Genomic DNA, 24,527 nt, shown 5'->3' on the forward strand with positions numbered 1-24,527 from the left:
ATCGCGCTCACCACGGCCTCCTCAGGGAGACGATGTGGCACGGCTCGGTCTCGGGCCCGAGGCGGACGTAGACGTCGCGCTGCCAGACCCAGCGCTGGTCGGTGACCAGGTCGTGCGCCTCGATCGAGTCGCCCGGCTCGAAGCCGAGGGCGACGAGGTCGAGCCGCATCGTCGTGGCGCGGGTCGAGTGGGGGTCGAGGTTGGCGACGACGAGGACGACGTCGCTGCTGCCGTCGGGCAGCACCCGCCGCTTGGAGTACGCGATGAAGTTCTCGTCGTCGACGACGTGGAAGCGGATGTTGCGCAGCCGGTGCAGGGCCGGGTGCTCGCGGCGGATCGTGTTGAGCCGGGTGAGCCAGCCGGCGAGCGAGCGGCCCTCCTTGGGGCCGCCGGGCTCGTAGTCGGCCCAGCGCCGGTCCTTGAACTCGTACTTCTCGTTGTCGATCTGCTCCTCGGCGCCGGGCCGGGCGACGTGCTCCATCAGCTCGTAGCCGGCGTAGATGCCGTAGGTGGGCACCAGGGTCGCCGCGAGCACGGCCCGCAGCTTCCAGGCGCCCGGCCCGCCGAACTGCATGTACGGCGTGAGGATGTCGTGGGTCGTCGGCCAGAACGAGGGGCGCATGTACGCGGCGGCCTCACCGGAGAGCTCGGTGAGGTACTCCTCGATCTCCTCGGCGGTGTTGCGCCACGCGTAGTACGTGTAGCTCTGCTGGAAGCCGACCTTGCCGAGGGTGTGCATCATCGCCGGCTTCGTGAACGCCTCGGCGAGCCAGATGACGTCCGGGTGGTCCTTCGCGACGTCGTCGATCAGCCACTGCCAGAACTCGACCGGCTTGGTGTGCGGGTTGTCGACGCGGAAGATCTTGACCCCGTGGTCGATCCACACCTGCACGACCCGGCGCACCTCGGCGTAGATGCCGGCGGGGTCGTTGTCGAAGTTGACCGGGTAGATGTCCTGGTACTTCTTCGGCGGGTTCTCGGCGTAGGCGATGGTGCCGTCGGCCCGGGTCGTGAACCATTCCGGGTGCGCGGCGACCCACGGGTGGTCGGGGGAGCACTGGAGCGCGAGGTCCATCGCGACCTCCATCCCGAGCCGCTCGGCCTCGGCGACGAACGCGTCGAAGTCGTCGAAGTCCCCGAGGTCGGGGTGGATCGCGTCGTGGCCGCCGTCGGGCGAGCCGATGGCGTACGGGCTGCCCGGGTCCTCGGGGCGCGCGTCGAGGGTGTTGTTGGGCCCCTTCTTCGCGGCCTGGCCGATCGGGTGGATCGGGGTGAGGTACACGACGTCGAAGCCCATGTCGGCGATGGCCGGCAGCCGCTGCGCGGCGGTGCGCAGGGTGCCGGTCTGCCAGCGGTGCTCGTCCTCGTCGTAGTGCGCCCCCTCGCTGCGCGGGAAGATCTCGTACCAGGCGCCGTACAGGGCCCGCTCCCGCTCGACGAGCAGGTGGTACTCGGGGGAGGGCGACACCATGTCGCGCAGCGGGCGCGCACCCAGCTCGTCCTCGACGGCGGCGTCGGTGCCGGCCTTGAGGCGGACCACCGGCGGGCGCGAAGGGTCGCGCAGCACCCGGATGGCGTCGACGAGGACCTGCTCCTCGTCGGCCGTGCGGTCGACCTCGTCCAGGGCGCGCTCCAGGACCCGCGCGCCCTCCTCGAGCATCAGCTCGGTGTCGACGTCGGCGTGCACCTTGATCGTCGCGTCGTGCTCCCACGTGCCGTACGGGTCGGACCAGCCCTCGACCCGGTAGGACCACCAGCCCGTGCGGTCGGCGGTCACCCGGGTGACCCAGTGGTCGAGGCCCGGGTTGGTGCACGTCATCGGCAGGTGGTGCTCGCCGCCCTCGGGGTCGGTGAGCACGAGCGTCGCGTTGACGGCGTCGTGGCCCTCGCGGAAGACGGTGGCCGAGACCTCGAACTCCTCACCGGCCACGGCCTTGGCGGGGCGGGCCCCGTGGTCGACGACGGGTCTGACGTCCTGGACGGGGATCCGGCCGATCGGCGTCTGCGGAGGGGCGGTGCGGAGGGCGTCACTCACCTCACCGAACCTACACGGACCGGCACCGGCGACGCAGACGCGTCACGTGCTGGTCACCGGATCTCAGGCGTGCCAGATCCGCTCGAGGTAGTCGCGCATGGAGCGGTCCGAGGAGAAGTAGCCCGACCGGGCGACGTTGAGGATCGCCGAGCGCGCCCAGCCGTCCTGGTCGGCGTAGGCGGCGTCCACCCGGGCCTGGGCGTCGAGGTAGGACTGGAAATCGGCCAGGACCATGAAGGTGTCCTGGGCGAGGAGGTTGTCGACGACCGGGGCCACGGACTGGCGGTCCCCGTCGGTGAAGTGGCCGCTCGCGAGGAGGTCGATGGTGCTCCGCAGGATCGGATTCGACTCGTAGTACTCGCCGGGGTTGTAGCCGCGCGCGCGCAGCTGCTCGACCTCGGGCTCGGCCATCCCGAAGAGGAAGAAGTGGTCGTCGCCGACGAGCCGGCGGATCTCGACGTTCGCCCCGTCGTCGGTGCCGATCGTCAGCGCGCCGTTGAGAGCGAACTTCATGTTGCCCGTGCCGGAGGCCTCCTTGCCGGCGAGCGAGATCTGCTCGGACAGGTCCGCCGCCGGGATGAGCTTCTCGGCGAGGGTGACGTTGTAGTTGGCGGGGAACGCGACCGACAGTCGGCCGGCCACCCGCGGGTCGGTGTTGACGACGCCGGCGACCGCGTTGACGAGGAAGATCGTCTCCTTCGCCATGTGGTAGCCGGGGGCGGCCTTCGCACCGAAGACGAACGTCCGTGGGGTCACCTCGTCGGCGGGCATCCGGCCCGAGACGATGCCCTCGTACATCGACACGATGTGCAGCAGCTTGAGGGTCTGGCGCTTGTACTCGTGCAGGCGCTTGACCATGACGTCGAGCATCGCGTCGCGGGGCAGGTCGAGGCCGTCCCGGGCGCGCAGGAGGGTGTAGAGCCGCTCCTTGTTCGCCTGCTTCACGGCACGGAACTGCTCGCGGAACCCCGCGTCGTCGGCGTACGGCTCGAGCTCGCGCAGCCGGTCGAGGTCGGTGACCCACCCGTCGCCTATGGTGTCGGTCACGAGCTCGGACAGGCGCCGGTTCGCGAGCCGGACGAACCGGCGCGGGGTGATGCCGTTGGTGACGTTGGTGAACTTCTCGGGCCACATCCGCGAGAAGTCCGGCAGCACCTTGTCGCGCAGCAGCTGGCTGTGCAGCTCGGCCACGCCGTTGACCTTGGAGCCGGCGACGGTCGCGAGGTACGCCATCCGGACCGAGCGCACCGGGTGCTCGGCGATGATCGACATCCGGCGGGCCAGCATCTCGTCGCCGGGGTAGGTCTCGTGCACCTCGGCGAGGAAGGCGTCGTTGATCCGGTAGATGATCTCCAGGTGCCGGGGCAGGAGACGGCCGAGGAGCTCGACGGGCCACACCTCCAGGGCCTCCGGCAGCAGGGTGTGGCACGTGTAGGCGAAGCACTGCTTCGTGATCTCCCAGGCCTCGTCCCAGGCGAGGCCCTTGACGTCGACGAGGATCCGCATCAGCTCGGGGATGGCGATGACGGGATGGGTGTCGTTGAGCTGGAAGATGATCCGCTCGGGCAGCCGGCGCAGGTCGAAGTCCGCGGGCAGGGTGTTGTCGATGAAGTCGTGCAGCGAGCAGGCGACGAAGAAGTACTGCTGCTGCAGGCGCAGCTCCTTGCCCTGCGGGGTGGAGTCCTCGGGGTAGAGCACCTTGGTGATGTTCTCGGCGAAGGTCTGGGCCCGCACGGCCTCGGCGTAGTCGCCGGCGTTGAAGATCTGCAGGTCGAACGCCTGGGTGGCCTTGGCGCTCCACAGTCGCAGGGTGTTGACGACGCCGTTGCGGAAGCCCGGGACCATGTAGTGGTGGGGGATGCCGAGGACCTCCCAGTCGGGGATCCAGGTGCTCCGCTCCACGCCCGCGTCGTCCACCGAGATCTCGGTGCGCCCGCCGAACCGCACGACGACCTGCCGCTCGGGGTGCGGGAACTCCCACGGGCTGCCGAGCGAGAGCCAGGAGTCGGGCTGCTCGACCTGGCGGTCGTCCTCGAAGCTCTGGCGGAAGATGCCGTACTCGTAGCGGATGCCGTAGCCGATGCAGCGGACGTCCATCGTCGCGAGCGAGTCGACGAAGCAGGCCGCGAGCCGGCCGAGGCCGCCGTTGCCGAGGCCCGGCTCGACCTCCTGGGCGCGCAGGGTCGCGATGTCGATGCCGCACTGGGTCATCGCGACCTCGGCGATGTCCTGGAGGTTCGTCGCGAGGAGGTTGTTGCCGAGCTGGCGGCCGAGGAGGTACTCCGCCGACAGGTAGCCGATCGTCTTCTGCTGCGCCTGCCGGCGCCGGGCCCCGGTCTCGAGCCAGTCCGCCATGAGGTACCGGCGCACCGTGCGGGCCAGGGCGAGGTACTGGTCGTTGACCGAGGACCGGGAGAGCAGGACGCCCTGCCCGTAGTTGAGCTCGGCGAGGAACTCCGCGACGAACCCGTCGACGGTCGCCGGCGGCTGGACGACGGGGCCGGAGGCGAGCGGGTTGCTCGTCCGGAACTCGGGGCCGATCCGGCGGGCGTCCGTGGTCGGCGACTCGTCGTAGACGGCGGGGGTCGTGGGCACAGGAGAGGTCATCGGATCGTGGTCCTTCGGGCGCGGACATGCGGGGCGGGCGCAACGACGGTGGTGCGCGAGCCAGCGTACGCACATCTCGGAGGCCGCTCCCAGGTCCGCTCGCCCGCCGGTGGGCGAGCGAGACACGGGAACGTCAGGAGGGGGCGCTACGTCGCGACGTAGAGCCGCATCGTCGTGGCCGGCACGGTGGCGGCCGGTCCCGCGGCGGCCGGCTCGCCCGGCCGGGCCGCGGCGCTGTCCCAGACGAGCAGGTACTCACGCCCGGGCAGGGTGGGGGCCAGGGTGACCTCGACGTCGTCGGGGCCGCCGTTGACGACGACGAGCGCGCCGTCGCCCTCGGCCGGCACGGGCGCGACGCGCATCTGGAGGGTCCGCGAGCCGGGGTCGTGCCAGCGGTCCGCCATCGGTGCGCCGTCGGCGCCGAACCACTCGACGTCCCGGGTGCCGGCCTCGTCGACCTCACGGCCGAGGAGCCAGCGCCCCTGCCGCAGGGCGGGGAGGTCGCGCCGCAGGGCGGTCAGGTGCCGGCTGGTGGCGAGGAGGTCCTGCTGCCAGGGCGCGAGGTCCCAGGACATCCACGAGGTGGCGTTGTCCTGGCAGTACGGGTTGTTGTTGCCGCCCTGGGTGCGGCCCAGCTCGTCGCCGGCGGTGAGCATCGGCACCCCGGACGACAGGAGCAGCGTCCCGAGCAGGTTGCGCAGCGCCCGGGACCGGGCCGCGAGCACGGCCTCGTCGTCGGTGTCGCCCTCGACGCCGTGGTTCCACGAGGCGTTGCCGTCGGACCCGTCGGCGTTGCCCTCGCCGTTGGCCTCGTTGTGCTTGTGGTCGTACGAGACGAGGTCGGCGAGGGTGAAGCCGTCGTGCGCGGCGATGAAGTTGACCGACGCGGTCGGCCCGCGGTCCCGGACGCCGAACAGGTCCCGCGACCCGGTGAGCCGGGTGGCGAGCTCGCGCGCGTCGTGGACGACATGGCCGTCGGACTGGGCCCGGACGTCCCCGACCCAGAACCGGCGGACGGCGTCGCGGTAGCGGTCGTTCCACTCCAGGAACGGGGGCGGGAACTGGCCGGTGCGCCAGCCGTGCAGGCCGAGGTCCCAGGGCTCGGCGATGAGCGTGACCCGCGAGAGCACCGGGTCGGTCCGCAGCGCCACGAGGAACGGGTGGTCGGGGTCGAAGTCGTCGCCGCGGCCGCGGCCGAGGGCCACCGCGAGGTCGAAGCGGAAGCCGTCGACGTGGTACTCCTGCACCCAGTGGCGCAGCGAGTCCAGCACCATCCGGCACACCACCGGGTGCCGCAGGTCCATCGTGTTGCCGCAGCCGGTGACGTCGATGTCGCGTCCGCGCTCGTCGAGCCGGTAGTAGGCGCGCTGGTCCAGGCCGCGCCACGACAGGGTCGCCCCGGTGCGGCCCTGCTCGGCGGTGTGGTTGTAGACGACGTCGAGGACCACCTCGAGCCCGGCCTCGTGCAGCAGCCTGACCATGCCCTTGACCTCGTCGACGACGCCCTGCGGGTCGGTGGCGGCGGCGTAGGGGGCGTGCGGCGCGAAGAAGCCGAGGGTGTTGTAGCCCCAGTGGTTCGTCATGCCGCGCCGGACGAGGTGCGGCTCGTGGGTGAACGCGTGGATCGGCAGCAGCTCGACGGTCGTGACGCCGAGGTCGACGAGGTGCTCGATCGACGCGGGGTGCGCCAGCCCGGCGTACGTGCCGCGCAGCTCCTCGGGGACCCCGGGGTGGAGCATCGTCTGGTTGCGCACGTGCGCCTCGTAGACCACCGTCTCGCTGCGCGACCGCCGGGGGCGGGTGTCCTCGCCCCAGTCGAAGGCGTGGTCGACGACGACGCCGCGGGGCAGGTGGCCGCGGCTGTCGAGCGCCGACGGCACCTCCAGGTCGCCGGCCCACGACTCGTCGACGACGTGGCCGTACACCTCCGGGCCCCAGGCCACCTCGCCCTCGAGAGCGCCCGCGTAGGGGTCGAGCAGGAGCTTCGCCGCGTTGTGCAGGTGCCCGCGCTCGGGGTCCCAGGGGCCGTCGGCCCGCACCGCGTACCGCTGGCCCGGGCCCATCCCGGGCACGAACCCGAACCACCAGCCGTGCGCCCGGTCGGCCAGGGGGACCCGGCGCTCGGACTCCCCGAGCCGGTCGCCGGGCTCGAACAGGCAGAGCTCCACCGCATCGGCGTGGCCGGCGTACACGGCGACCTCGGCGCCGCCGGGGACGAGAGTGACGCCCGGCGGGGGAGGGAGATCGCGCGGCGGCGGCCCCGGCGGCGGTGTGAGGGGACGGGACCAGGGCGGCATGGTCCGGAAGCGTAGCCAGTCGTTACGGTGGAGCCATGACGGATCCCACCTCGCTGCCCAACTTCCCGCCGCCCTCGGACGAGCACCCGCTGCGCGGGCGGATCCTCGACGTGCTCGTCGACCTCGGCCTCTCGCCGAACATCGACGGCGACGGTGACGTGTCCTTCACCGTCAACGAGCAGCAGCTGTTCGTCCGCTGCACCGAGGGCGACGTCGAGATCATGCGCCTCTTCGGCCAGTGGCAGATCCAGGACGAGCTCACCACCGACCGGCTCAAGCTGCACGAGACGTGCAACGAGATCAACCTGCACATGAACCACGTGAAGACTGGCATCGCCGGCTCGACGCTCGTCGTCACCGGTGAGCACGTCGTCACCCCGGGGGCCGAGCTCAACGTGCTCGTCCAGGTGTCGATCCAGGTCGTGCTGTCCGCGGTGCACCTGTGGCACCAGCGCATCCTCGGCATCGACCCCGAGACCGGCGAGCCCCCGGTGAACGGGCAGTGAGCGACCTCGTCCGCCTCGAGGTCGAGGACGGCATCGGCACGGTCCGGCTCGACCGGCCGCCGATGAACGCGCTGAACGCCGAGATCCAGCACGGGCTCATCGCCGCGTGCCGCGAGGCCGCGGAGCGCTCGGACGTGGCGGCCGTCATCGTGTACGGCGGCGAGAAGGTCTTCGCCGCGGGCGCCGACATCAAGGAGATGGAGACGATGTCGTACACCGACATGGTCGACCATTCCGCGCTGCTCCAGGACTTCACCCGGGCGCTGGCGCGCCTGCCCAAGCCCACCGTCGCCGCGGTCACGGGCTACGCCCTCGGCGGTGGCTGCGAGGTGGCCCTCGCCTGCGACTGGCGGGTCGCCGCCGACGACGCCAAGCTCGGCCAGCCCGAGATCCTGCTCGGCATCATCCCCGGGGCGGGCGGCACCCAGCGTCTGGCGCGTCTCGTCGGCCCGGCCAAGGCCAAGGACCTCGTGTTCTCGGGGCGCTTCGTCGCGGCCCAGGAGGCCCTCGAGATCGGCCTCGTCGACCGGGTCGTCCCGGCCGCCGAGGTGTACTCCGCGGCGCGTGACCTGGTCGCCCGGTACGTCGGGGGCCCGGCGTACGCGCTGCGGGCCGCCAAGGAGGCCATCGACCGTGGTCTCGAGGTCGACCTCGAGACCGGGCTCGAGATCGAGCGGCAGCTGTTCGCGGGCCTGTTCGCCACCAAGGACCGCGCCATCGGGATGCGCAGCTTCGTCGAGAAGGGCCCGGGCAAGGCGACCTTCGAGGGCGCCTGAGCCCCGACTGCCCCCGACAAACCCGCACTTCGCCCGAGTTCCGTTCCCGGGGGAGGTGCGGGTTTCTCGGGTCACCCGAGAAACCCGCAGTCGCGGAGGTGGCGGGGAGGCCTCAGGTGCGGGCGAACCCCAGGTCGGCACGCTTGGCGACGACGGTGGCGGCGTGCTCGGGCCGGGCCATGGACTCGAGGTCCGCCAGGAGCGCGTCGATGCGCCGCGGCACCTGCAGGGTCTCCGCGCCGTAGTGCGCGATCTCGTCGAGGGCCAGGTCGAGCATCCCCGCGAAGGTCGGCGGCCGGTCGAGCACGCGGACGGTGCCGGACCCGTCGACGATGTAGGCGGAGCGGTCGGGCCGGATGGCCGCGACCCGCAGCACCCGGTGCAGCTCGTCGAGCACCTGCACGGCCGTCGTCGGGTCGTTGATGCCGGGGGAGAGGGCGCGCTCGGCGATGTCGACGAGCTGGCGCAGGCCGAACTCCGGGTCCTGGGGCAGCGTCCGCTCGCTCCCGAGGCCGAACGCCTCCCGGACCGCGTCGACGACCTCGTCGTCGGCGTGCGCGCCGTGGACCACGGCCAGCTCCTGGCCGCGATGGCGCACCTCACCGGCCCGGGTGAGCAGCTCGACGACCACTCCCGCCCGCTCGGCGCACTCGGCCAGCCGGGTGTAGTGGATCCGCTGGACGACGCCGTGGCCCTCGCCGCTGGTCACGGTCACCATCGGCCCGGGCTGCTGGGACCAGGACGGCGGCACGGCCGAGGAGTCGTCCCACTCGGCGTCCGAGCCCTCCTCGAGGGTGCGGACGGTGCTGACGGCGATGCGGTCGACGACCTCGCTGACCTGGATCGAGTCGGTGATGTGGTGGATGAAGGCGAGGAACAGCCCCACGCTCGCCAGGACCAGGCCGAAGGCCAGGGTCACCGACAGCTGGGGCACGAACGGGCTGTCGCCGGCGCGGACGTCGCGCAGCACCATGAGCGCGAAGACGAAGGACGCGGTGAACACCCCGAGGGTCACCTGGACGACGCGGCTGCCGAGGAAGCTGCCGAGCAGCCGCGGGGTGAACTGGCTGCTCGCCAGCTGCATGACGACCATCGTGATCGAGAAGACGAGACCGGTCACCGAGATCATCGCGCTGGCGATCGTGCTCAGCAGGCTGCGGGCGGAGTCGGCGTTGCCGCCGAAGAGGTAGACGACGTCCCCGAGCAGGTGCTCGTCGATCCGCGGGATCGTCGCCCCGGCGACGGCCGCGACGCCGAGGATGACGGCCGGCAGCACCCAGAAGGGCCGCCACAGCGACTCCCACCAGCCGACCGTCTCGGGGTCACCCAGCGGCCCGATGGTGCGTCGTACCGACCCCGGCCCGACCGGGTCCTGGCTGCTCACGACCCCGATCCTGTCAGACCGCGGCGCCGAGCCGAGTAGGCGTGCTCAGGCGCAGCGGCGCCCCCGCGGGCAGGATCGGGCACATGACCAGACCGACCCACCGGCCCCTGCACGTCGTCCTCGTCGTGGCGGCAGCGGTCGTCCTGGGCCTCGGAGCCGTCGGGACGCTGGCCTTCTGCTCGGTCTTCGGTTGCACGGTCTTCAGCGAGCGCTTCGAGCCGACGGGGGACGAGGCCACGAAGGGCCGGGCCCGGGCCGCCGAGGTCGCGCTGCGGGCCGCCGACGCCGTGACCGCGGGCCGCGAGGTCCTCGCCTCGGCGACCGTCGACGGCTGCGACGCGGGCCAGCACGGGTGGAAGCGCAAGGACACCTACTCGCACGAGTGCTTCGTCGTCGTGAGCCGGACGATGGTCGTCGTGGCGAGCGGGGGGTCCGACGCCGTCGGCGAGGGCCTGACCGCCACCGACGCGCTGGTGCGGGCTCAGGGGTGTGCCCCGTCGTACGGCAGGGACCTCGACGAGGTGCGCGCGGAGTACTGGCGCCCGGACCACGCCAACGTCCAACGGTTCGGCGCTGCGGGCCTGCCGGGGGCGAGGTACGAGTGCGCCCCCGACCCCGAGCTCGAGCCCGGCAGCGTCGTCGTCGAGGTTCAGCCGACGTCGACACGAGCGCCGGGTGACGCGGCCGGCGCCTTCGGCCACTTCCGGCTTGACCAGACCTTCGCCGGGTCCTGGTACGACGACGACCAGGCCGCGGCGGTGACCGGGTCCGGCGTCGAGCTGGCGGTGGTCGTCACCGTGCGGGTCGGGTACTACGACACGACGTTCTGACCGGGGGTCGCGCGCCCTGTTCCCGGGCGGTGGGTGGCGACGATCACGCCCCGTCAGTGGTGAACAAGCGCTCACCGGCTGAGAGGATGGACGCCGATGTGCGCCGGGAACCCCGGTGCCACCACCACCGACCGAAGGAAGAGGACGAGGCACGCATGAACATCGTCGTCTGCGTCAAGTACGTCCCGGACGCGCAGTCCGAGCGGACGTTCCAGGAGTCCGACAACACCGTCGACCGCGAGGCTGTCGACGGGCTGCTGTCCGAGCTCGACGAGTACGCCGTCGAGGAGGCGCTCAAGATCGTCGAGAGCGCGGGGGAGGGCGAGGTCACCGTCGTGACCGTGGGCCCCGCCGCCGCGGCCGACGCCATCAAGAAGTCGCTGCAGATGGGTGCCGACAAGGGCGTCCACGTCCTCGACGACCAGATCCACGGCTCCGACGCGGTCGCGACCTCCCTCGTCCTCGCCGAGGCCGTGAAGAAGGCGACCGACGGTGCCCCCGAGCTGGTGCTCACCGGCATGTCCTCGACCGACGGCGTCATGGGCGTCGTCCCGGCGATGATGGCCGAGCGGCTGGGCCTGCCCCAGGTCACCTACGCCTCCGAGCTCACCGTCGGCGACGGCACGGTGACGATCCGCCGGGACGGCGACACCGCCTCCGAGACCATCGAGGCGGCGCTGCCGGCGCTCGTGTCGGTCACCGACCAGATCAACGAGCCGCGCTACCCCTCGTTCAAGGGGATCATGGCCGCGAAGAAGAAGCCGGTCGAGACGTGGTCGCTCGCCGACCTCGGCGTCGACGCCGGGGCCGTCGGGCTCGACGCCGCCTGGACGAAGGTCGTCTCCTTCGCGAAGCGCCCGCCGCGCGAGCAGGGGCAGATCGTCACCGACGAGGGGGACGGCGGCACCAAGCTCGCCGAGTTCCTCTCGGCCCAGAAGTTCCTCTGACCCGTCGACTCCTCCGCGCCCAGACCAGGAGCACCCACCATGGCTGAAGTACTCGTCCTCACCGACCACGCCGACGGCCGCCTGCGCAAGGCGACCGCCGAGCTGCTGACCCTCGCCCGCCGTCTCGGCGAGCCGTCGGCGGTCCACATCGGCCCCAACGCCGAGGCCGCGCAGAAGACCCTCGCCAAGTACGGGGCGCACACCGTCTACGTCGCCGACGACGCGGACGTGCCCAGCTACCTCGTGGCGCCGCAGGCCGAGATCCTCGCGGCCCTCGTCGAGAAGGTCTCGCCGGCCGCCGTGCTCGTCCCGAGCAACGCCGCCGGCAAGGAGATCGCCGCCCGCCTGGCCATCAAGACCGGGTCCGGCATGATCACCGACGCCGTCGACGTGCGCGCCGGTGACGGCGGCATCGAGACGACGCAGTCGGTGTTCGCCGGGTCCTACACGGTGACCGCGACGGTCACGAAGGGCACCCCGATCATCTGCGTCAAGCCGAACTCGGCGCCCATCGAGGCCGCGCCCGAGGCCGGCACCATCGAGACCGTGGACGTGACCGTCAGCGACGCCGCGAAGGCCGCGCGGGTCACCGACTCCCAGCCCAAGAAGGCCACCGGGCGCCCCGAGCTCACCGAGGCGGCCATCGTCGTCTCCGGGGGCCGCGGCACCGCCGGCGACTTCGGGCCCGTCGAGGAGTTCGCCGACGCGCTCGGCGCCGCGGTGGGTGCCAGCCGCGCCGCCGTCGACGCCGGCTGGTACCCGCACAGCAACCAGGTGGGGCAGACCGGGAAGCAGGTCTCGCCGCAGCTGTACGTCGCTGCCGGCATCTCGGGCGCCATCCAGCACCGCGCGGGGATGCAGACGAGCAAGACGATCGTCGCCGTCAACAAGGACGAGGAGGCGCCGATCTTCGAGCTCGTCGACTTCGGTGTCGTCGGTGACCTCTTCCAGGTCCTCCCGCAGGCCTCCGGCGAGGTCAAGAAGCGCAAGGGCTGACCGCCGCCCACACGAACCTGTGTGAACACGCCGGGGATCCCCGGCGTGTTCACACACGTTGCGGGGTGAGCGAGGGGCGGTACGGTCCCAGGAGTGACTGAGAGGGGGCCGGCGATGGGCGGCACGCCACGACTGCTGCACACGGTGCTCGACACGACCGACGTCCGCGGGCTCGCCGAGTTCTACCGGCAGCTGCTCGGGCTCACGTACCGCCCCGGCGACGAACCGCCGGCGGCCGGCGAGCCGGACGACGCGGACTGGCTCGTACTCACCGAGGCCGACGGGACCCGGTGCCTGGCGTTCCAGGAGGTCCCGGAGCTGACCCCCACGACCTGGCCCGCGCACGACGTCCCGATGCAGCTGCACCTCGACCTCACCGTCGAGGACCGCGCCGACCTCGAGCGCCAGCGGCAGCGCGCCGAGGCGCTCGGGGCGCGGCTGCTGCTCGACCGCACGGACGACCCCGAGGAGCCGCTGTACGTCCTCGCGGACCCCGCCGGGCACCCGTTCTGCCTGTTCCCCGGCTGATCGCCCCGCGGAGCCCGGCCCGGCCGAAACGTAGACTCGGACGGTGACCCACTACCTCGACCACGCGGCGACCACGCCGATGCTGCCTGCCGCGGTCGAGGCGTTCGTCGAGTCCTCGGGCCGGGTCGGGAACGCGTCCTCGCTCCACACGGCGGGCCGCGCGGCCCGCAAGACCGTCGAGGAGTCGCGCGAGCGGATCGCCGCGGCGCTCGGCTGCCGCCCGTCCGAGGTCGTGTTCACCTCCGGCGGGACCGAGGCCGACAACCTCGCCGTCAAGGGCACCTGGGGTGCCCGGCGCGACGCGGACCCGGGCCGCACCCGCATCGTCGCCGGTGGCATCGAGCACCACGCCGTGCTCGACCCCGTCGAGTTCCTCGTCGAGCGGCGGGGCGCCGCCGTGTCCTGGCTCGAGCCGGACCGCTGCGGCCACATCGGCGTCGACGACCTGCGGGCCGTCCTCGACGCGCACGCCGACGAGGCCGCCGTGGTCAGCGTCATGTGGGCCAACAACGAGGTCGGCACGGTGCAGCCGGTCGCCGAGCTCGCCGCCGTCGCCCACGAGTACGGGGTGCCGTTCCACACCGACGCCATCCAGGCCGTCCCGCACCTGCCGGTGCGCTTCGACGCGTCCGGGGCAGACCTCATGGCCGTGACGGCCCACAAGGTCGGCGGCCCGGTGGGGGTCGGTGCGCTCGTCGCGCGCCGTGACGCCGCCCTCGTGCCCCAGCTGCACGGCGGTGGCCAGGAGCGCCAGGTCCGCAGCGGGACCCTGGACGTCGCCGGCATCCACGCGTTCGCCGTCGCCCTCGACGAGACCGTCGCGGTGCGTGACGTCGAGGCCAAGCGGGTGCTCGACCTGCGGGACCGGCTCGTCGAGGGGGCCCTCGGGCTCGACCTCGGCATCACCGTCAGCGGCTGCTGGACGGCCGGTGACGGCGCGGAGCGCCTGCCCGGCAACGCCCATCTCCTCGTGCCGGGCTGCGAGGGTGACTCGCTGCTCTACCTGCTCGACGCGGCCGGGGTCGAGTGCAGCACCGGGTCGGCCTGCCAGGCCGGGGTGCCGCAGCCCAGCCACGTGCTCCTCGCGATGGGCTACTCCGAGACCGAGGCCCGCGGTGCTCTGCGGCTCACGCTGGGGCACACCTCGACCGATGCCGATGTCGACGCCGCCCTCGCCGCCCTGCCGGGCGTCGTCGAGCGCGCGCGCCGGGCCGGGGGGTTCGGCTGATGCGCGTCGTCGCGGCGATGTCCGGGGGGGTCGACTCCGCGGTCGCGGCGTCGCGGATGCTCGACGCCGGGCACGAGGTGGTCGGGGTCCACCTCGCGCTGTCGCGGTCTGCAGCCACGCTGCGCGAGTCGGCCCGGGGCTGCTGCACCCTCGAGGACGCCGGCGACGCCCGGCGCGTCGCCGACCGGCTCGGGATCCCGTTCTACGTGTGGGACCTCGCCGCGCGGTTCGAGCGGGACGTCGTCGACGACTTCGTCGCCGAGTACGCCGCCGGGCGCACGCCCAACCCGTGCCTGCGGTGCAACGAGAAGATCAAGTTCGCCGGGCTCCTCGACAAGGCGCTCGCGCTCGGCTTCGACGCCGTCGCCACCGGCCACTACGCCCAGGTCGTCGAGGGGCCGGCCGGCCGCGAGCTGCACCGGGCCGTCGACCCGGCCAAGGACCAGTCGTACGTGCTGGGGGTGCTCGACGCCGACCAGCTGGCCCGGTCCTTCTTCCCCCTCGGTGACTCGCTGAAGTCCCAGGTCCGGGAGGAGGCCGCCGCCCGCGGCTTCGCGGTGGCGAAGAAGCCGGACAGCCACGACATCTGCTTCATCCCCGACGGCGACACTCGCGGCTTCCTCGCGCGGCGCCTGGGGGAGCGGCCGGGCGACCTCGTCGACGCCGTGAGCGGCGAGGTCGTCGGCGCGCACGCCGGCACGCACGGGTTCACCGTGGGCCAGCGACGCGGGCTGGGGGTCGACCGCTCGCGGCTCGACGGGGAGCCGCGCTACGTCGTGGAGGTCGACGCGCCCCGCAACCGTGTCGTCATCGGCACGGCGGACCTGCTCGGCGTCGACCTCGTCGAGGGGGCCCATCTGCGCTGGTGCGGGCCTGCACCGACGGGTGAGGTGGCGGTCGGCGCCCAGGTGCGCGCGCACGGTGCGGAGGTGCCGGCGACGGCGCGGGTCGACGGTGACGCCGTGCAGGTGCGGCTCGCCGAGCGGGTCCGCGGCGTCGCGCCGGGGCAGTCGGTCGTGCTCTACGACGGCACCCGGGTCGTCGGCTCGGCGACGATCACCGGCACCGGGCGTGCCGGATGAACCCGGCCGAGGCGCGCCGCCGGGAGGCCCTGCTGCGCGACGCCGGAGCGGGAGTGGCCCAGGAGCGGGCGGCGCTCACCGAACGGCTCGCCGAGATGGCCGAGGACCGGACGCGCCTCGTCGAGGCGTCGCAGAACTCCAACGCCGACGACGAGCACGACCCGGAGGGCCAGACGATCGCCTACGAGCGGTCCCAGCTGGCGGCGCTGACGGAGGCGGTGAGCTCGCACCTGGCGGAGCTGGACGGTGCGGCCGACCGGCTGGCCGAGGGCACCTACGGCGACTGCGAGGTGTGCGGTGAGCCGATCCCGGTGGAGCGGCTGTTGGTGCGACCCGCGGCCCGGACCTGCGTCACCCACGCCACCTGACCGGTCAGGGGCCGTCGCCGCCCTGTCGGCGGCCGCCGAGCGCGGCGAGCGCGAGGCCGCCGAAGGCCACGAGGGGCCCGACGACGGCCCACAGCGTGACTCCGGTCATCGGGCTGCCGCCGACGTAGCCGAGGCCCTGCAGCGTCCACAGGACCCCGGCGAGGGCCAGGACGATGCCGAGAACGACGGCGACGGTGCGGCTCATGGACCGAGCCTAGCCAGCGGCACGGACGAGGCCGGCCGGCACCTGCGGGTGCCGACCGGCCTCGTCGATGGCCGTCCAGGTCGTCAGCGGACGGCCTGGAAGGCGTTCACCTCGCCCGCGCCGTAGAAGCCGTTGCGGTTGCCGCCGGTGCACGTCGCCTCGTACCGGTCACCGAACGCCGGGGTGGGGTTGTAGACCCCGTCCGGGCAGGGGAGAGCGGTGGCGGTGCGCTCGAGCAGCGAGGCGAGCGCGCCGGGCTTCAGCCCGGGGTTGGCCGAGACGGCCAGCGCCGCGACACCGGCCGCGTGCGGCCCCGCCATCGACGTGCCCTGCTTGTACCCGTAGCCGTTCGTGCGCGTCGTCGTGTTGAAGGTCGTCGACAGGATCGCGTCGGCGGCCCGGGAGGAGCTGCCGCCGGAGCGGAACCGGGCGTCACCGCCGGGGGCGGCGACGTCCACGACACCCTGGCCGTACGAGGAGTAGTACGACTTCTCGCTCGTGGGGCCGGTGGCGGAGACGGTCACGACGCCCGGAGCCTCGGCCGGGAGGTCGACGCAGGCGCCGGTGACCGTCCGGTCCTCGACGGGGTGGCTGCCGTCGTTCGGGCTGGAGTCGTCGACGAACTTGTGCTGGAGGTCGACGTTGGAGTTCCCCGCCGACGCGATGTTGAGGACGCCCTCGCCGTGGGAGTAGCGGATCGCCCGCTGCACGGCCTGCCACACCGGGCGCTGGCGCTCGTCGTTGCGGCAGTTGAACTCCCACGGGTCGATGTAGTAGCTGTTGTTCGTCACCTCCATGCCGTGCTCAGCGGCCCACATGAAGCCGCAGACAGCGGCCTCCGGGTAGATGTAGCCCGCGTCGTTGACGACCTTGACGGCGGCGACCTTGACACCGGGGGCCACCCCCGCGACGCCCACCCCGTTGAGGGCGGCGGCGATGGTGCCGGCGACGTGGGTGCCGTGGTCGGAGGTCGTGGGGTTCCACGCCGACTCCGCCGTGTCCTGGACCCCGCCGATGCACGAGACGCTCTGGTCCTTGGCGATCTGGGTCGCGAGGTCGGGGTGGGTGCTGGAGATGCCGCTGTCGAGCACGCCGACGGTGACCGAGGCGTCGCCGGTGGTCACGGCGTGGGCCTGGGGCAGGTCGATCTGGTCCATGTCCCACTGCAGGCCGTACATGGGCTCACCCGTCGGGTCGCCCGTGGCCGCCGCGGCCGCGGTGGCGTCGGCGGCGGTCGTCTCGCCCTCGTCGAGGAGCGTGCCGAGGCCGGCGGTCGAGGCGGCCGACTCCACGCCCGCCCCCCGGACGGCGTCGGTGAAGGACGGGTTGCCGGAGCGGGCGACGAGGACGCCGATCGCGTCGTAGGTGGCGACGACGGTGCCGCCGGCGGCAGCGACGCGCTGGGCGGCCTTGGCCGTGCCCTTGCCCTGGGGGGCGAGGACGAGGTAGCTCGCGTCGGCCCTTGCGGCGCTCGTGGGCGTGGCCGTGGCGGGGGTCGTCGCGGCGGCGACGGTCGCCGCGGCGAGCGCGGCGGCAGCGGTCGCCCCGAGGAGTCGGGTGCGGGGTGCTCGGGTCATGGGATCTCCAGGTCGAAGGGCTCGACCGGCGGGGTGCGCCGGCCGCCCTCCACCCTCAGGGACGACCGGGGTGTCGGCAACCGGAGCGCACGCTTCCGGAATGTTGAATCATCAACTACTGTTGGACACGGCGACCCTCCAGACCGGAGGACGAGCAGCGAGGAGGACGAGCCAGATGCCAGCCGTGACCGTCGAGAACATCCTGACCCTGCCTCGGGTCACCGAGCCGGCCGTCGAGGCCGTCTCGCGCCCCGTGCGGTCGGTCACGACCGCGCCGCAGGGCTTCGAGGGGGAGGGCTTCCCGGTGCGCCGTGCCTTCGCCGGCGTCGACCTCGCCGCGCTCGACCCGTTCATCCACATGGACCAGATGGGTGAGGTCGAGTACGCCCCGGGCGAACCCAAGGGCACCCCGTGGCACCCGCACCGCGGCTTCGAGACCGTCACCTACATCATCGACGGCACCTTCGTGCACCAGGACAGCACCGGCGGCGGTGGCGTCATCACCGACGGCGACACCCAGTGGATGACGGCCGGCTCCGGCCTGCTCCACATCGAGGTGCCACCGGAGTCGCTCGTGCAGTCCGGCGGGCTCTTCCACGGCCTCCAGCTGTGGGTCAACCTGCCGAGCTCGCAGAAGATGTCGCCTCCGCGCTACCAGGACATCCGCGGCGGCGAGGTGGCGCTGCTCTCGAGCCCCGACGGTGGCGCCCTGGTCCGGGTCATCGCCGGCGAGCTCGACGGGCATCAGGGCCCCGGCATCACGCACACCCCCATCACGGTCCTGCACGCCACGGTGGCGCCCGGGGCCCGGGTCCGGCTGCCGTGGAACCCGGCCTACAACGCGCTGGTGTACACCCTGAACGGCAACGGCTCGGTCGGCCCCGACCGGCGCCCCTTGCGGATGGGCCAGCTCGCGGTGCTCGGCGGTGGCGACGTCGTCGAGGTCGGTGCCGACGAGACCCAGGAGAGTCGCAGCCCCAGCCTGGACCTGTACATCATCGGCGGGCGCCCCATCCGCGAGCCGGTCGCGGCGTACGGCCCGTTCGTCATGAACACCCGCGCCGAGCTCGTCCAGGCCTTCGAGGACTTCCAGGCGGGCCGGCTGGGCACGATCCCGAGCCGGCCGCACCCCGGCCACGACGTCCTCTGACGGGGACCGCCACCACCGACGCCCCCGGGAGCCGGTCCACCGGGGGCGTCGGTCGTGCGGGCGCGGCTCAGGCCGCGGGGTAGTTCTGGGTGTCGTAGCCGTTGCGCATCGTGTGCCGGTTGAACGCGAGCCACTTCGCCTGGGACGTCGTGATCGAGCCCGAGCTCACCCCCGCCGCGCGCAGCGCCCGGGTGGAGTGGCTCGCGGTCTGGCTGCCCCACACGCCGTCGATCGTCGTTCCCAGGCCCCACACGAACTTGCAGGACGCCTGGACGTGCATGACCTGGGCCTCCGAGCTCGTCGAGAAGGTCGAGTTGCCGGAGCCGGAGACGAGGTTGTCGATGTGGATGTGGTTCCAGTGGGCGGAGTTGTACAGGTAGGTCAGCACGTTGCGGAAGTGGTGGTGGCACGCCGCCGACGTCGCCCAGTAGCGCCGGCGGGTCGTCCGCTTCGAGTCGTCCTCGGCCCAGTCCTTCCAGATGTCGTAGCGGGCGTAGAAGCGCCGGGTCGGACCGCTGCCGGTGTAGATCCGCGACAGGTCGAAGCCCCGGCCGTTGTTGTGCGCCTCCGAGGTCCGGTGGTCGGTGTGGGCCCCGTAGCCCCACACCTCGCTGGCATCCGCCCAGCCCGAGGGCGTGTTGTCGTTCCAGAACTGGAGCCAGGAGTTCAGCCGGTCGTGGAACGAGGGCCGGTACGCCCAGCTCGCCGCGGAGCCGGTCCCCTCGTAGTGGGTCCTGGCGCCGTTGATGCCGCTGTAGGTCTGGAGCGTGCCGTGGGCGGCGGCACCGCCGGCGGTCGCCAGGCCGAGTCCGCCGAGGGCGGTCGTCGCGAGCGCTCCGCCGAGCAGGAGCCGGCGGCTCGGGGTGGTGTGGTCGGTCATGGTGGTCCCCCTCGTGGTCGACCGGCGTCTCCGGCCGTGTCCTCGACCCTGGCGGGCGGTCCTGCGACGCCGCTGCGACGGCGCTTCGGGTCGGCTGCGACCGACGCCTCGGCCCGCCGCGGGGGCGCGCGGAGCCGGCCCCTCGGCAGGGGATGATGTGCCGGTGAGCCTGGCGATGCGACCCAACTGCGAATGCTGCGACACCGACCTGCCGGCCGACGCCGTCGGCGCCGTCGTGTGCTCCCTCGAGTGCACCTTCTGCGCCGGGTGCGCCGAGCACCTCGACCGCGCCTGCCCGTCGTGCGGGGGGGCGCTCATGCCGCGCCCGACGCGGGTCGGCGCCGCGCTCGGGCAGCATCCCGCGTCCACCGAGCGCGTCCACCGTGGCACGCCGTGCCCGGGGCGGGGCTACGGCGGCGGGACGGCGCCCGCCGCCCGCCTGCAGCGGCACCCGGAGCGGGCCTCGGCGGACCGGGCCGAGCTCGACGCCCTGCTCGACGAGGTGCTCGCCGGCACGCTGTCGACCGTCGTCGACGGACGCCCCTGGGTCGTCCCGATGCTGTTCGCACGGGACGGCGACCGCGTCCTCCTGCACGGCTCCACCGGTGCCGGCGCTCTGCGCCAGGTGGCCGCGGGCGCGCCCGCCGCTCTCACGGTCGTCGCCGTCGACGGCCTCGTCGTCGCCCACACGACGTTCGAGTCGTCCGCGAACTACCGGTCCGCCGTCCTGCACGGCGACCTCGAGACCCTCACCGGTGACGACCGCACCCGGGCCCTGGAGGTGCTCTCGGAGCGGCTCATCCCGGGGCGGACCGCCGAGGTCCGCGCGATGACCCGCCGGGAGCAGTCGGCCACCCTGGCGATGGCCCTGCCGATCACCGACGGACGCTGGCTCCTCAAGGTGCGCCGTGGCGGCCCGAGCGAGCCCGACGAGCCCACGGACGCCTGGACCGGGGTCGTGCCGTTCCGGGTCGTCGCGGGCGACATCGAGCCCGCCGCGCGCACCGTCGCGGCGGACATCCCCGTCCCCGCGTCGGTCCGGGCGCTCGCCGACCGGTGGGCCCGGTGAGCGCGGGGATGCCCGGCGCGCGGGCCACCGGGATCGGGTCGTGGCCCGGGCGCTCGACCCGTGAGGCCGTGCGCACCGTGCGCGACCTCCTTGTCGACGGTGACGGTCTCGGCCTGCCGTACCTGCCCGAGACCCCGGGCCGCGGGCCGGGTGCCGACATGATCGGCCGCGCGGCCGGGCTCCTCGTCGACCTGCACGTCGACCTCCAGCCGAGCGGATGGCGTCTCGTCGACCGGCCGGGCCACGACGCCGGACGGACCGCCGCCCTGCTGCGGGAGGACCTCGACGAGCTCGCCGAGGCCTACGACGGGTACACCGGGCCCCTCAAGGTCCAGGTCTGCGGGCCGTGGACGCTCGCGGCCACCCTGGAGCTGACCCGGGGGGAGCGGGTCGTCTCCGACCCCGGCGCCGTCGCGGACCTGCTCGCCTCGCTCGCGGAAGGCGCCGCGGCCCACGTCGCCGCCGTGCGGCGGCTCGTGCCGGCGGCCGAGGTGGTCCTGCAGGTCGACGAGCCGGCCCTGCCCGCGGTGCTCGAGGGGTCGCTGCCGACGGCGTCCGGCTACGGGCGGGTGCGGGCCGTCGACGCCCAGGTGGTGGCCGGCGGCCTGCGCGACCTGCTCGCGCTGCACGACGGGCCGACGGTGCTGCACTCGTGCCACCCGCGCACACCACTGCCGCTGCTGCGGTCGGTCGGAGCCGGCGCGGTGGCCGTCGACCTCGTCGAGGCCTCGCCCGTCCGCTGGGAGTCGGTGGCGGCGACCCTCGAGGCCGGGACCGGCGTCGTCGCCGGGGTCCTCGCGACCGACGGCTCGACGTCCGACACCGACGCCCATCGGCGTCTCGTCGACGGGCTGGACCGGGCCGGCATCTCCCTCGACGCGGCGCGGGGGCTGGTCGTGTCCCCGGCCTGCGGGCTCGCCGGGCTCACGCCGCAGGGGGCCCGGAGCGTTCAACGGGCGGCGCTCGACACCGCGCGCCGACTCCTCGAGGAGCTGGAGCCCTGATGGTGCAACCGCGGGTGCCGTGGCAGGCCAAGTTCGTCGCGCTCGTGCTCATCTGGGGGTCGAGCTTCCTGCTCATGAAGGTGGGGCTGGAGTCGCTCGGGCCGGTCCAGATCTCCGCCCTGCGGACCGCGACGGGTGCCGTCGTCGTCACCTCCCTGCTCGTCCTCGGCGGGGGCCGGCTGCCGTCCGGGGCGCGGGTCTGGGGGCATCTCGTCGTGTGCGGGTTCTTCCTCGCCGCGCTGCCGTTCACGCTGTTCGCGCTCTCGGAGACCCGGATCTCGTCGGCGCTCGCGGGGATCGGGAACGCGGCGACGCCGATCGCGACCGTGCTCGCGACGCTGGCCCTCCTGCCCGGCGCCGGGCTCACCGGGCGCCGGGTCGTCGCCGTCGTCGTCGGGTTCGCCGGCGTCGTGACGATCATGGAGCCGTGGACGTCGGCCTCCGGGCCCGACCTGCTGGGGTTCGCCATGGCCCTCGGCGGTGGGGCGAGCTACGGGGTGGGCTGGACGTACAACCGGCGCTTCCTCGCCGGCGCCGACCTCGGGGGGCTCGCGATGCCCGCCGCGACGCTGCTCACCGGGCTCGCGCTCATGGTGCCGGTGTCGCTCACCTGGGCCGCGACCTCGGGCGGCGGCCTCGGCGCGCTCACGCGGACCGTCCCCGCCACCGACGTGCCGGGGTGGCTGCCGCTGGCGTGCGTCCTCGTCCTCGGGGTGGTCGGCACCGGCTTCGCCTACGTCCTCCAGTTCGACGTCGTGCGGGGAGCCGGCCCGCTCGTGGGGTCGACGATCACCTACCTCATCCCGGTCGTGTCGGTACTGCTCGGCGTCCTCGTGCTGCGCGAGCGGCTCGGCCTGTGGCAGGTGGTCGGGTTCGCCGTCGTCCTCGCCGCCGCCTGGGTCGTCAACCGCACGCCCCGCTCACCCGAAGCCGTCGTCGTCCGCTCCCGCGAACAGGGCGTCGTCGTCGTCCAGGGGCTCGAAGGCGACGGCCGCGCGCCGGAACGCGCGTTGCGCGATGAGCCCGGTGACGACCGAGGCCACGCCGAGCGCCGCCAGCGCGAGGACCGCGGGGCGTGGAGCGGGGGAGAGCGCGTCGAAGACGCGTGACGGGGCCCAGACCAGGACCGAGACGGCGATCGCGAAGGCGCCGAGCACGACGATGGGGTCCCACCCGCTGGCCCGGCGCAGGACGAGCCGCCACGCGGACGCGACGGTCCAGATGCCGAGCCCGGCCGCGGCGAGGGCGACGGGGGCGAGCAGGATCTGCAGCGAGCCGGGCAGCTCGTCACCGGGCCGCGGGTAGAAGGTGACCCGCACCCAGAACGCGACGACGAGGACGAGGACGACGGTCCACACGAGGGCGAACCCGAGGCCGGCGGCGCGCCACAGCTCGGCCACCCGGACCCGGGTCGCGTGCTCGCGGGCCGCGCGGTCCTGGTCGTCGGCGCGGCGCCGGCGAGCCGTGGGCTCGCTCATCACTCAGCCGGCGCGTGGACCTCGCGCCGCAGGATCTTGCCCGTGGGCCCCTTGGGCAGCGACTCGACGAGCCACACCCGCCGGGGGTACTTGTAGGCCGCGATCCGCTCCTTGGCGAACGCGATGATGTCCTCGGGGGTGGTCGTGGAGCCCTCACGCAGCGCGACCGCCGCGCCGACCTGCTCACCGAGCAGCTCGTCGGGCATCCCGACGACCGCGGCCTCGAGGACGTCCGGGTGGGTGTAGAGGAGCTCCTCGACCTCGCGCGGGTACACGTTCATCCCGCCACGCAGGATCATGTCCTTCTTGCGGTCGACGATCGTGAAGTAGCCCTCGTCGTCCATCGTCGCGAGGTCGCCGGTGCGGAACCAGCCGTCCGGGATCGCCTCGGCGGTGGCCTCCGGCTTGTTCCAGTAGCCCTTCATGACGTTGTCGCCGCGGATCGCGATCTCGCCGACCTCGCCGACCGCCACCTCGTTGCCGTCGAGGTCGACGCACCTCATCTCGCAGCCGGGGATCGCGACGCCGATGGTGCCGGGCTTGCGCTCCCGGTCGGGCATGTTGAAGCTCGCGACGGGTGAGGTCTCGGACAGGCCGTAGCCCTCGAGGATGACGCACCCGAACTTCTGCTCGAACGAGCGCATGACCTCCAGCGGCATCGCGGACCCGCCGGAGGCGCAGGTGCGCAGCGACGAGGCGTCCATGCCGTCGGACGCGGGGTGGTTGAGGATCGCCGCGTACATCGTGGGGACGCCCTGCATGATCGTCACCCGCTCCTTCTCGATGACCTCGATCGCCGCCTGCGGGTCGAAGCGGGGGATGAGCGCGAGCGAGGCCCCGGCGATGGTCGCCGCGTTGAGCCCGACGACGAGACCGAAGACGTGGAACAGCGGCAGGCAGCCCATGACGACGTCGTCGGAGGTCATCGTCTGGATGACCTCGGCCGAGCGGGTCGCGTTGAGGTGGATGTTGCGGTGGGTGAGCTCGGCTCCCTTGGGTCGGCCGGTGGTCCCCGACGTGTAGAGGATGATCGCCGTGTCGTCGTCCTCGCGGGGGGTCGCCTCGGCGATGGGGTCGCCACCCTCGAAGTCGTCCGGCCCCATCGGGCCGGTCTGGACGATGCGGGTGCCGCTCGTCGAGGCGCCCTTGGTGGCCTCGCCGACGAAGTCCGGCCACACGAACGCGATCTTCGCGCCGGAGTCCGTGAAGAAGTACTCGATCTCGCCGGACTTCAGGAGCGGGTTCATCGGGACGACGATGCCGCCTGCGAGGAGGATCCCCCAGTACACGACGGGAAAGCTCGGGACGTTGGGCAGGATGACGGCCACCCGGTCGCCCGGCTGGATGCCGTTCTCGCGCAGCGCTCCAGCGACCTTCGCGGCCATCCCGTGCAGCTGGGCGTAGGTGACGCCCTGGCCGTTGACCCGCAGGGCGTCCTTGTCCGGCTGCGCGGCGGCGGTCGTCGTGAGGTTCGTCGCGAGGTTCGTCATCGGGGCTCCTGACCGACGTCGGTGGCGGGGTCCCATCCTCACCCGCCGGACCTCCCGGGCGCCAGCACCTCCTGCGCGGCGCATGCCGGA

At 73.1% G+C, this 24,527-nt stretch carries 21 protein-coding genes; 13 read left to right on the plus strand and 8 right to left on the minus strand.

Annotated elements, in window-relative coordinates:
* Window positions 1-7: 7 nt before the first annotated feature.
* The 3 genes from Q0963_RS01340 to glgX form a co-directional block, all read right to left on the minus strand.
* Window positions 8-2,035 (minus strand): alpha-1,4-glucan--maltose-1-phosphate maltosyltransferase, encoded by a 2,028-nt coding sequence (locus tag Q0963_RS01340; protein ID WP_299441345.1) that lies wholly within the window; start codon window positions 2,033-2,035, stop codon window positions 8-10.
* Between the two features lie 63 nt (window positions 2,036-2,098).
* Window positions 2,099-4,576, minus strand: coding sequence for a glycogen/starch/alpha-glucan phosphorylase (locus Q0963_RS01345; protein WP_299442430.1), 2,478 nt, complete (start codon window positions 4,574-4,576; stop codon window positions 2,099-2,101).
* Between the two features lie 212 nt (window positions 4,577-4,788).
* Window positions 4,789-6,939 carry a glycogen debranching protein GlgX gene (gene glgX / locus Q0963_RS01350; RefSeq protein ID WP_299441348.1) on the minus strand — a complete coding sequence of 717 codons (2,151 nt, stop codon included), beginning with the start codon at window positions 6,937-6,939 and terminating at the stop codon, window positions 4,789-4,791.
* A 35-nt stretch (window positions 6,940-6,974) separates the two neighbouring features.
* On the opposite strand from glgX, the gene Q0963_RS01355 reads away from it, so the two are divergent.
* Complete coding sequence (locus Q0963_RS01355) at window positions 6,975-7,445, plus strand: YbjN domain-containing protein (protein ID WP_299441351.1); 471 nt, start codon at window positions 6,975-6,977, stop codon at window positions 7,443-7,445.
* The gene (locus Q0963_RS01360; RefSeq protein ID WP_299441354.1) at window positions 7,442-8,221 is read left to right on the plus strand and encodes an enoyl-CoA hydratase/isomerase family protein; all 780 of its coding nucleotides are present in this window, start codon (window positions 7,442-7,444) and stop codon (window positions 8,219-8,221) included. The genes Q0963_RS01355 and Q0963_RS01360 overlap by 4 nt, the downstream gene beginning before the upstream one ends.
* Before the next feature lie 112 nt (window positions 8,222-8,333).
* Here the strand turns inward: Q0963_RS01360 and Q0963_RS01365 are convergent, their stop codons facing one another.
* A complete protein-coding gene (locus tag Q0963_RS01365) occupies window positions 8,334-9,605 on the minus strand; it encodes a DUF2254 domain-containing protein (RefSeq protein WP_299441357.1) in 1,272 nt (423 codons plus the stop codon).
* 83 nt (window positions 9,606-9,688) lie between these two features.
* On the opposite strand from Q0963_RS01365, the gene Q0963_RS01370 reads away from it, so the two are divergent.
* From Q0963_RS01370 to Q0963_RS01400, 7 genes are all read left to right on the plus strand, one after another.
* Complete coding sequence (locus tag Q0963_RS01370; RefSeq protein ID WP_299441360.1) at window positions 9,689-10,435, plus strand: hypothetical protein; 747 nt, start codon at window positions 9,689-9,691, stop codon at window positions 10,433-10,435.
* A gap of 155 nt (window positions 10,436-10,590) precedes the next feature.
* Entirely contained in the window at window positions 10,591-11,382 is a 792-nt protein-coding gene (locus Q0963_RS01375) for an electron transfer flavoprotein subunit beta/FixA family protein (RefSeq protein WP_299441363.1), read from the plus strand.
* Window positions 11,383-11,421: 39 nt separating this feature from the next.
* Window positions 11,422-12,378: an electron transfer flavoprotein subunit alpha/FixB family protein gene (locus Q0963_RS01380; RefSeq protein WP_299441366.1), complete on the plus strand. Its 957-nt coding sequence runs from the start codon at window positions 11,422-11,424 to the stop codon at window positions 12,376-12,378.
* Window positions 12,379-12,492: 114 nt separating this feature from the next.
* Window positions 12,493-12,906, plus strand: coding sequence for a VOC family protein (locus Q0963_RS01385; protein WP_299442433.1), 414 nt, complete (start codon window positions 12,493-12,495; stop codon window positions 12,904-12,906).
* A 43-nt stretch (window positions 12,907-12,949) separates the two neighbouring features.
* A complete protein-coding gene (locus Q0963_RS01390; protein ID WP_299441369.1) occupies window positions 12,950-14,134 on the plus strand; it encodes a cysteine desulfurase family protein in 1,185 nt (394 codons plus the stop codon).
* Window positions 14,134-15,216: a tRNA 2-thiouridine(34) synthase MnmA gene (gene mnmA, locus Q0963_RS01395; RefSeq protein ID WP_299441371.1), complete on the plus strand. Its 1,083-nt coding sequence runs from the start codon at window positions 14,134-14,136 to the stop codon at window positions 15,214-15,216. Before Q0963_RS01390 ends, mnmA begins: the two co-directional genes overlap by 1 nt.
* Window positions 15,213-15,584: a TraR/DksA C4-type zinc finger protein gene (locus tag Q0963_RS01400; protein ID WP_299441374.1), complete on the plus strand. Its 372-nt coding sequence runs from the start codon at window positions 15,213-15,215 to the stop codon at window positions 15,582-15,584. Before mnmA ends, Q0963_RS01400 begins: the two co-directional genes overlap by 4 nt.
* Window positions 15,585-15,588: 4 nt before the next feature.
* On the opposite strand, the gene Q0963_RS01405 is transcribed toward Q0963_RS01400, so the two are convergent.
* Window positions 15,589-15,789, minus strand: a complete 201-nt coding sequence (locus Q0963_RS01405; protein ID WP_299441377.1) for a hypothetical protein — start codon at window positions 15,787-15,789, stop codon at window positions 15,589-15,591.
* An 83-nt stretch (window positions 15,790-15,872) separates the two neighbouring features.
* On the minus strand, window positions 15,873-17,366 hold the full coding sequence (locus tag Q0963_RS01410) for a S8 family serine peptidase (RefSeq protein ID WP_299441380.1): 1,494 nt from the start codon (window positions 17,364-17,366) through the stop codon (window positions 15,873-15,875).
* A gap of 175 nt (window positions 17,367-17,541) precedes the next feature.
* Between Q0963_RS01410 and Q0963_RS01415 the strand changes: the two genes are divergently transcribed.
* A complete protein-coding gene (locus Q0963_RS01415) occupies window positions 17,542-18,516 on the plus strand; it encodes a pirin family protein (RefSeq protein ID WP_299441383.1) in 975 nt (324 codons plus the stop codon).
* Between the two features lie 67 nt (window positions 18,517-18,583).
* Here the strand turns inward: Q0963_RS01415 and Q0963_RS01420 are convergent, their stop codons facing one another.
* On the minus strand, window positions 18,584-19,396 hold the full coding sequence (locus Q0963_RS01420; protein WP_299441386.1) for an extensin family protein: 813 nt from the start codon (window positions 19,394-19,396) through the stop codon (window positions 18,584-18,586).
* Between the two features lie 163 nt (window positions 19,397-19,559).
* On the opposite strand from Q0963_RS01420, the gene Q0963_RS01425 reads away from it, so the two are divergent.
* The 3 genes from Q0963_RS01425 to Q0963_RS01435 are packed head-to-tail and all read left to right on the plus strand — an operon-like array spanning window position 19,560 to window position 22,578.
* A complete protein-coding gene (locus Q0963_RS01425) occupies window positions 19,560-20,465 on the plus strand; it encodes a DUF1272 domain-containing protein (protein WP_299441389.1) in 906 nt (301 codons plus the stop codon).
* On the plus strand, window positions 20,462-21,469 hold the full coding sequence (locus Q0963_RS01430; protein WP_367180017.1) for a methionine synthase: 1,008 nt from the start codon (window positions 20,462-20,464) through the stop codon (window positions 21,467-21,469). The genes Q0963_RS01425 and Q0963_RS01430 overlap by 4 nt, the downstream gene beginning before the upstream one ends.
* A complete protein-coding gene (locus Q0963_RS01435; protein WP_299441392.1) occupies window positions 21,469-22,578 on the plus strand; it encodes a DMT family transporter in 1,110 nt (369 codons plus the stop codon). Before Q0963_RS01430 ends, Q0963_RS01435 begins: the two co-directional genes overlap by 1 nt.
* A 368-nt stretch (window positions 22,579-22,946) precedes the next feature.
* On the opposite strand, the gene Q0963_RS01440 is transcribed toward Q0963_RS01435, so the two are convergent.
* A complete protein-coding gene (locus tag Q0963_RS01440) occupies window positions 22,947-24,437 on the minus strand; it encodes a long-chain fatty acid--CoA ligase (protein WP_299441395.1) in 1,491 nt (496 codons plus the stop codon).
* Window positions 24,438-24,527: the final 90 nt, after the last annotated feature.

Origin of the sequence: uncultured Phycicoccus sp. (genome assembly GCF_947495705.1) — a bacterium.
GTDB lineage: Bacteria > Actinomycetota > Actinomycetes > Actinomycetales > Dermatophilaceae > Phycicoccus.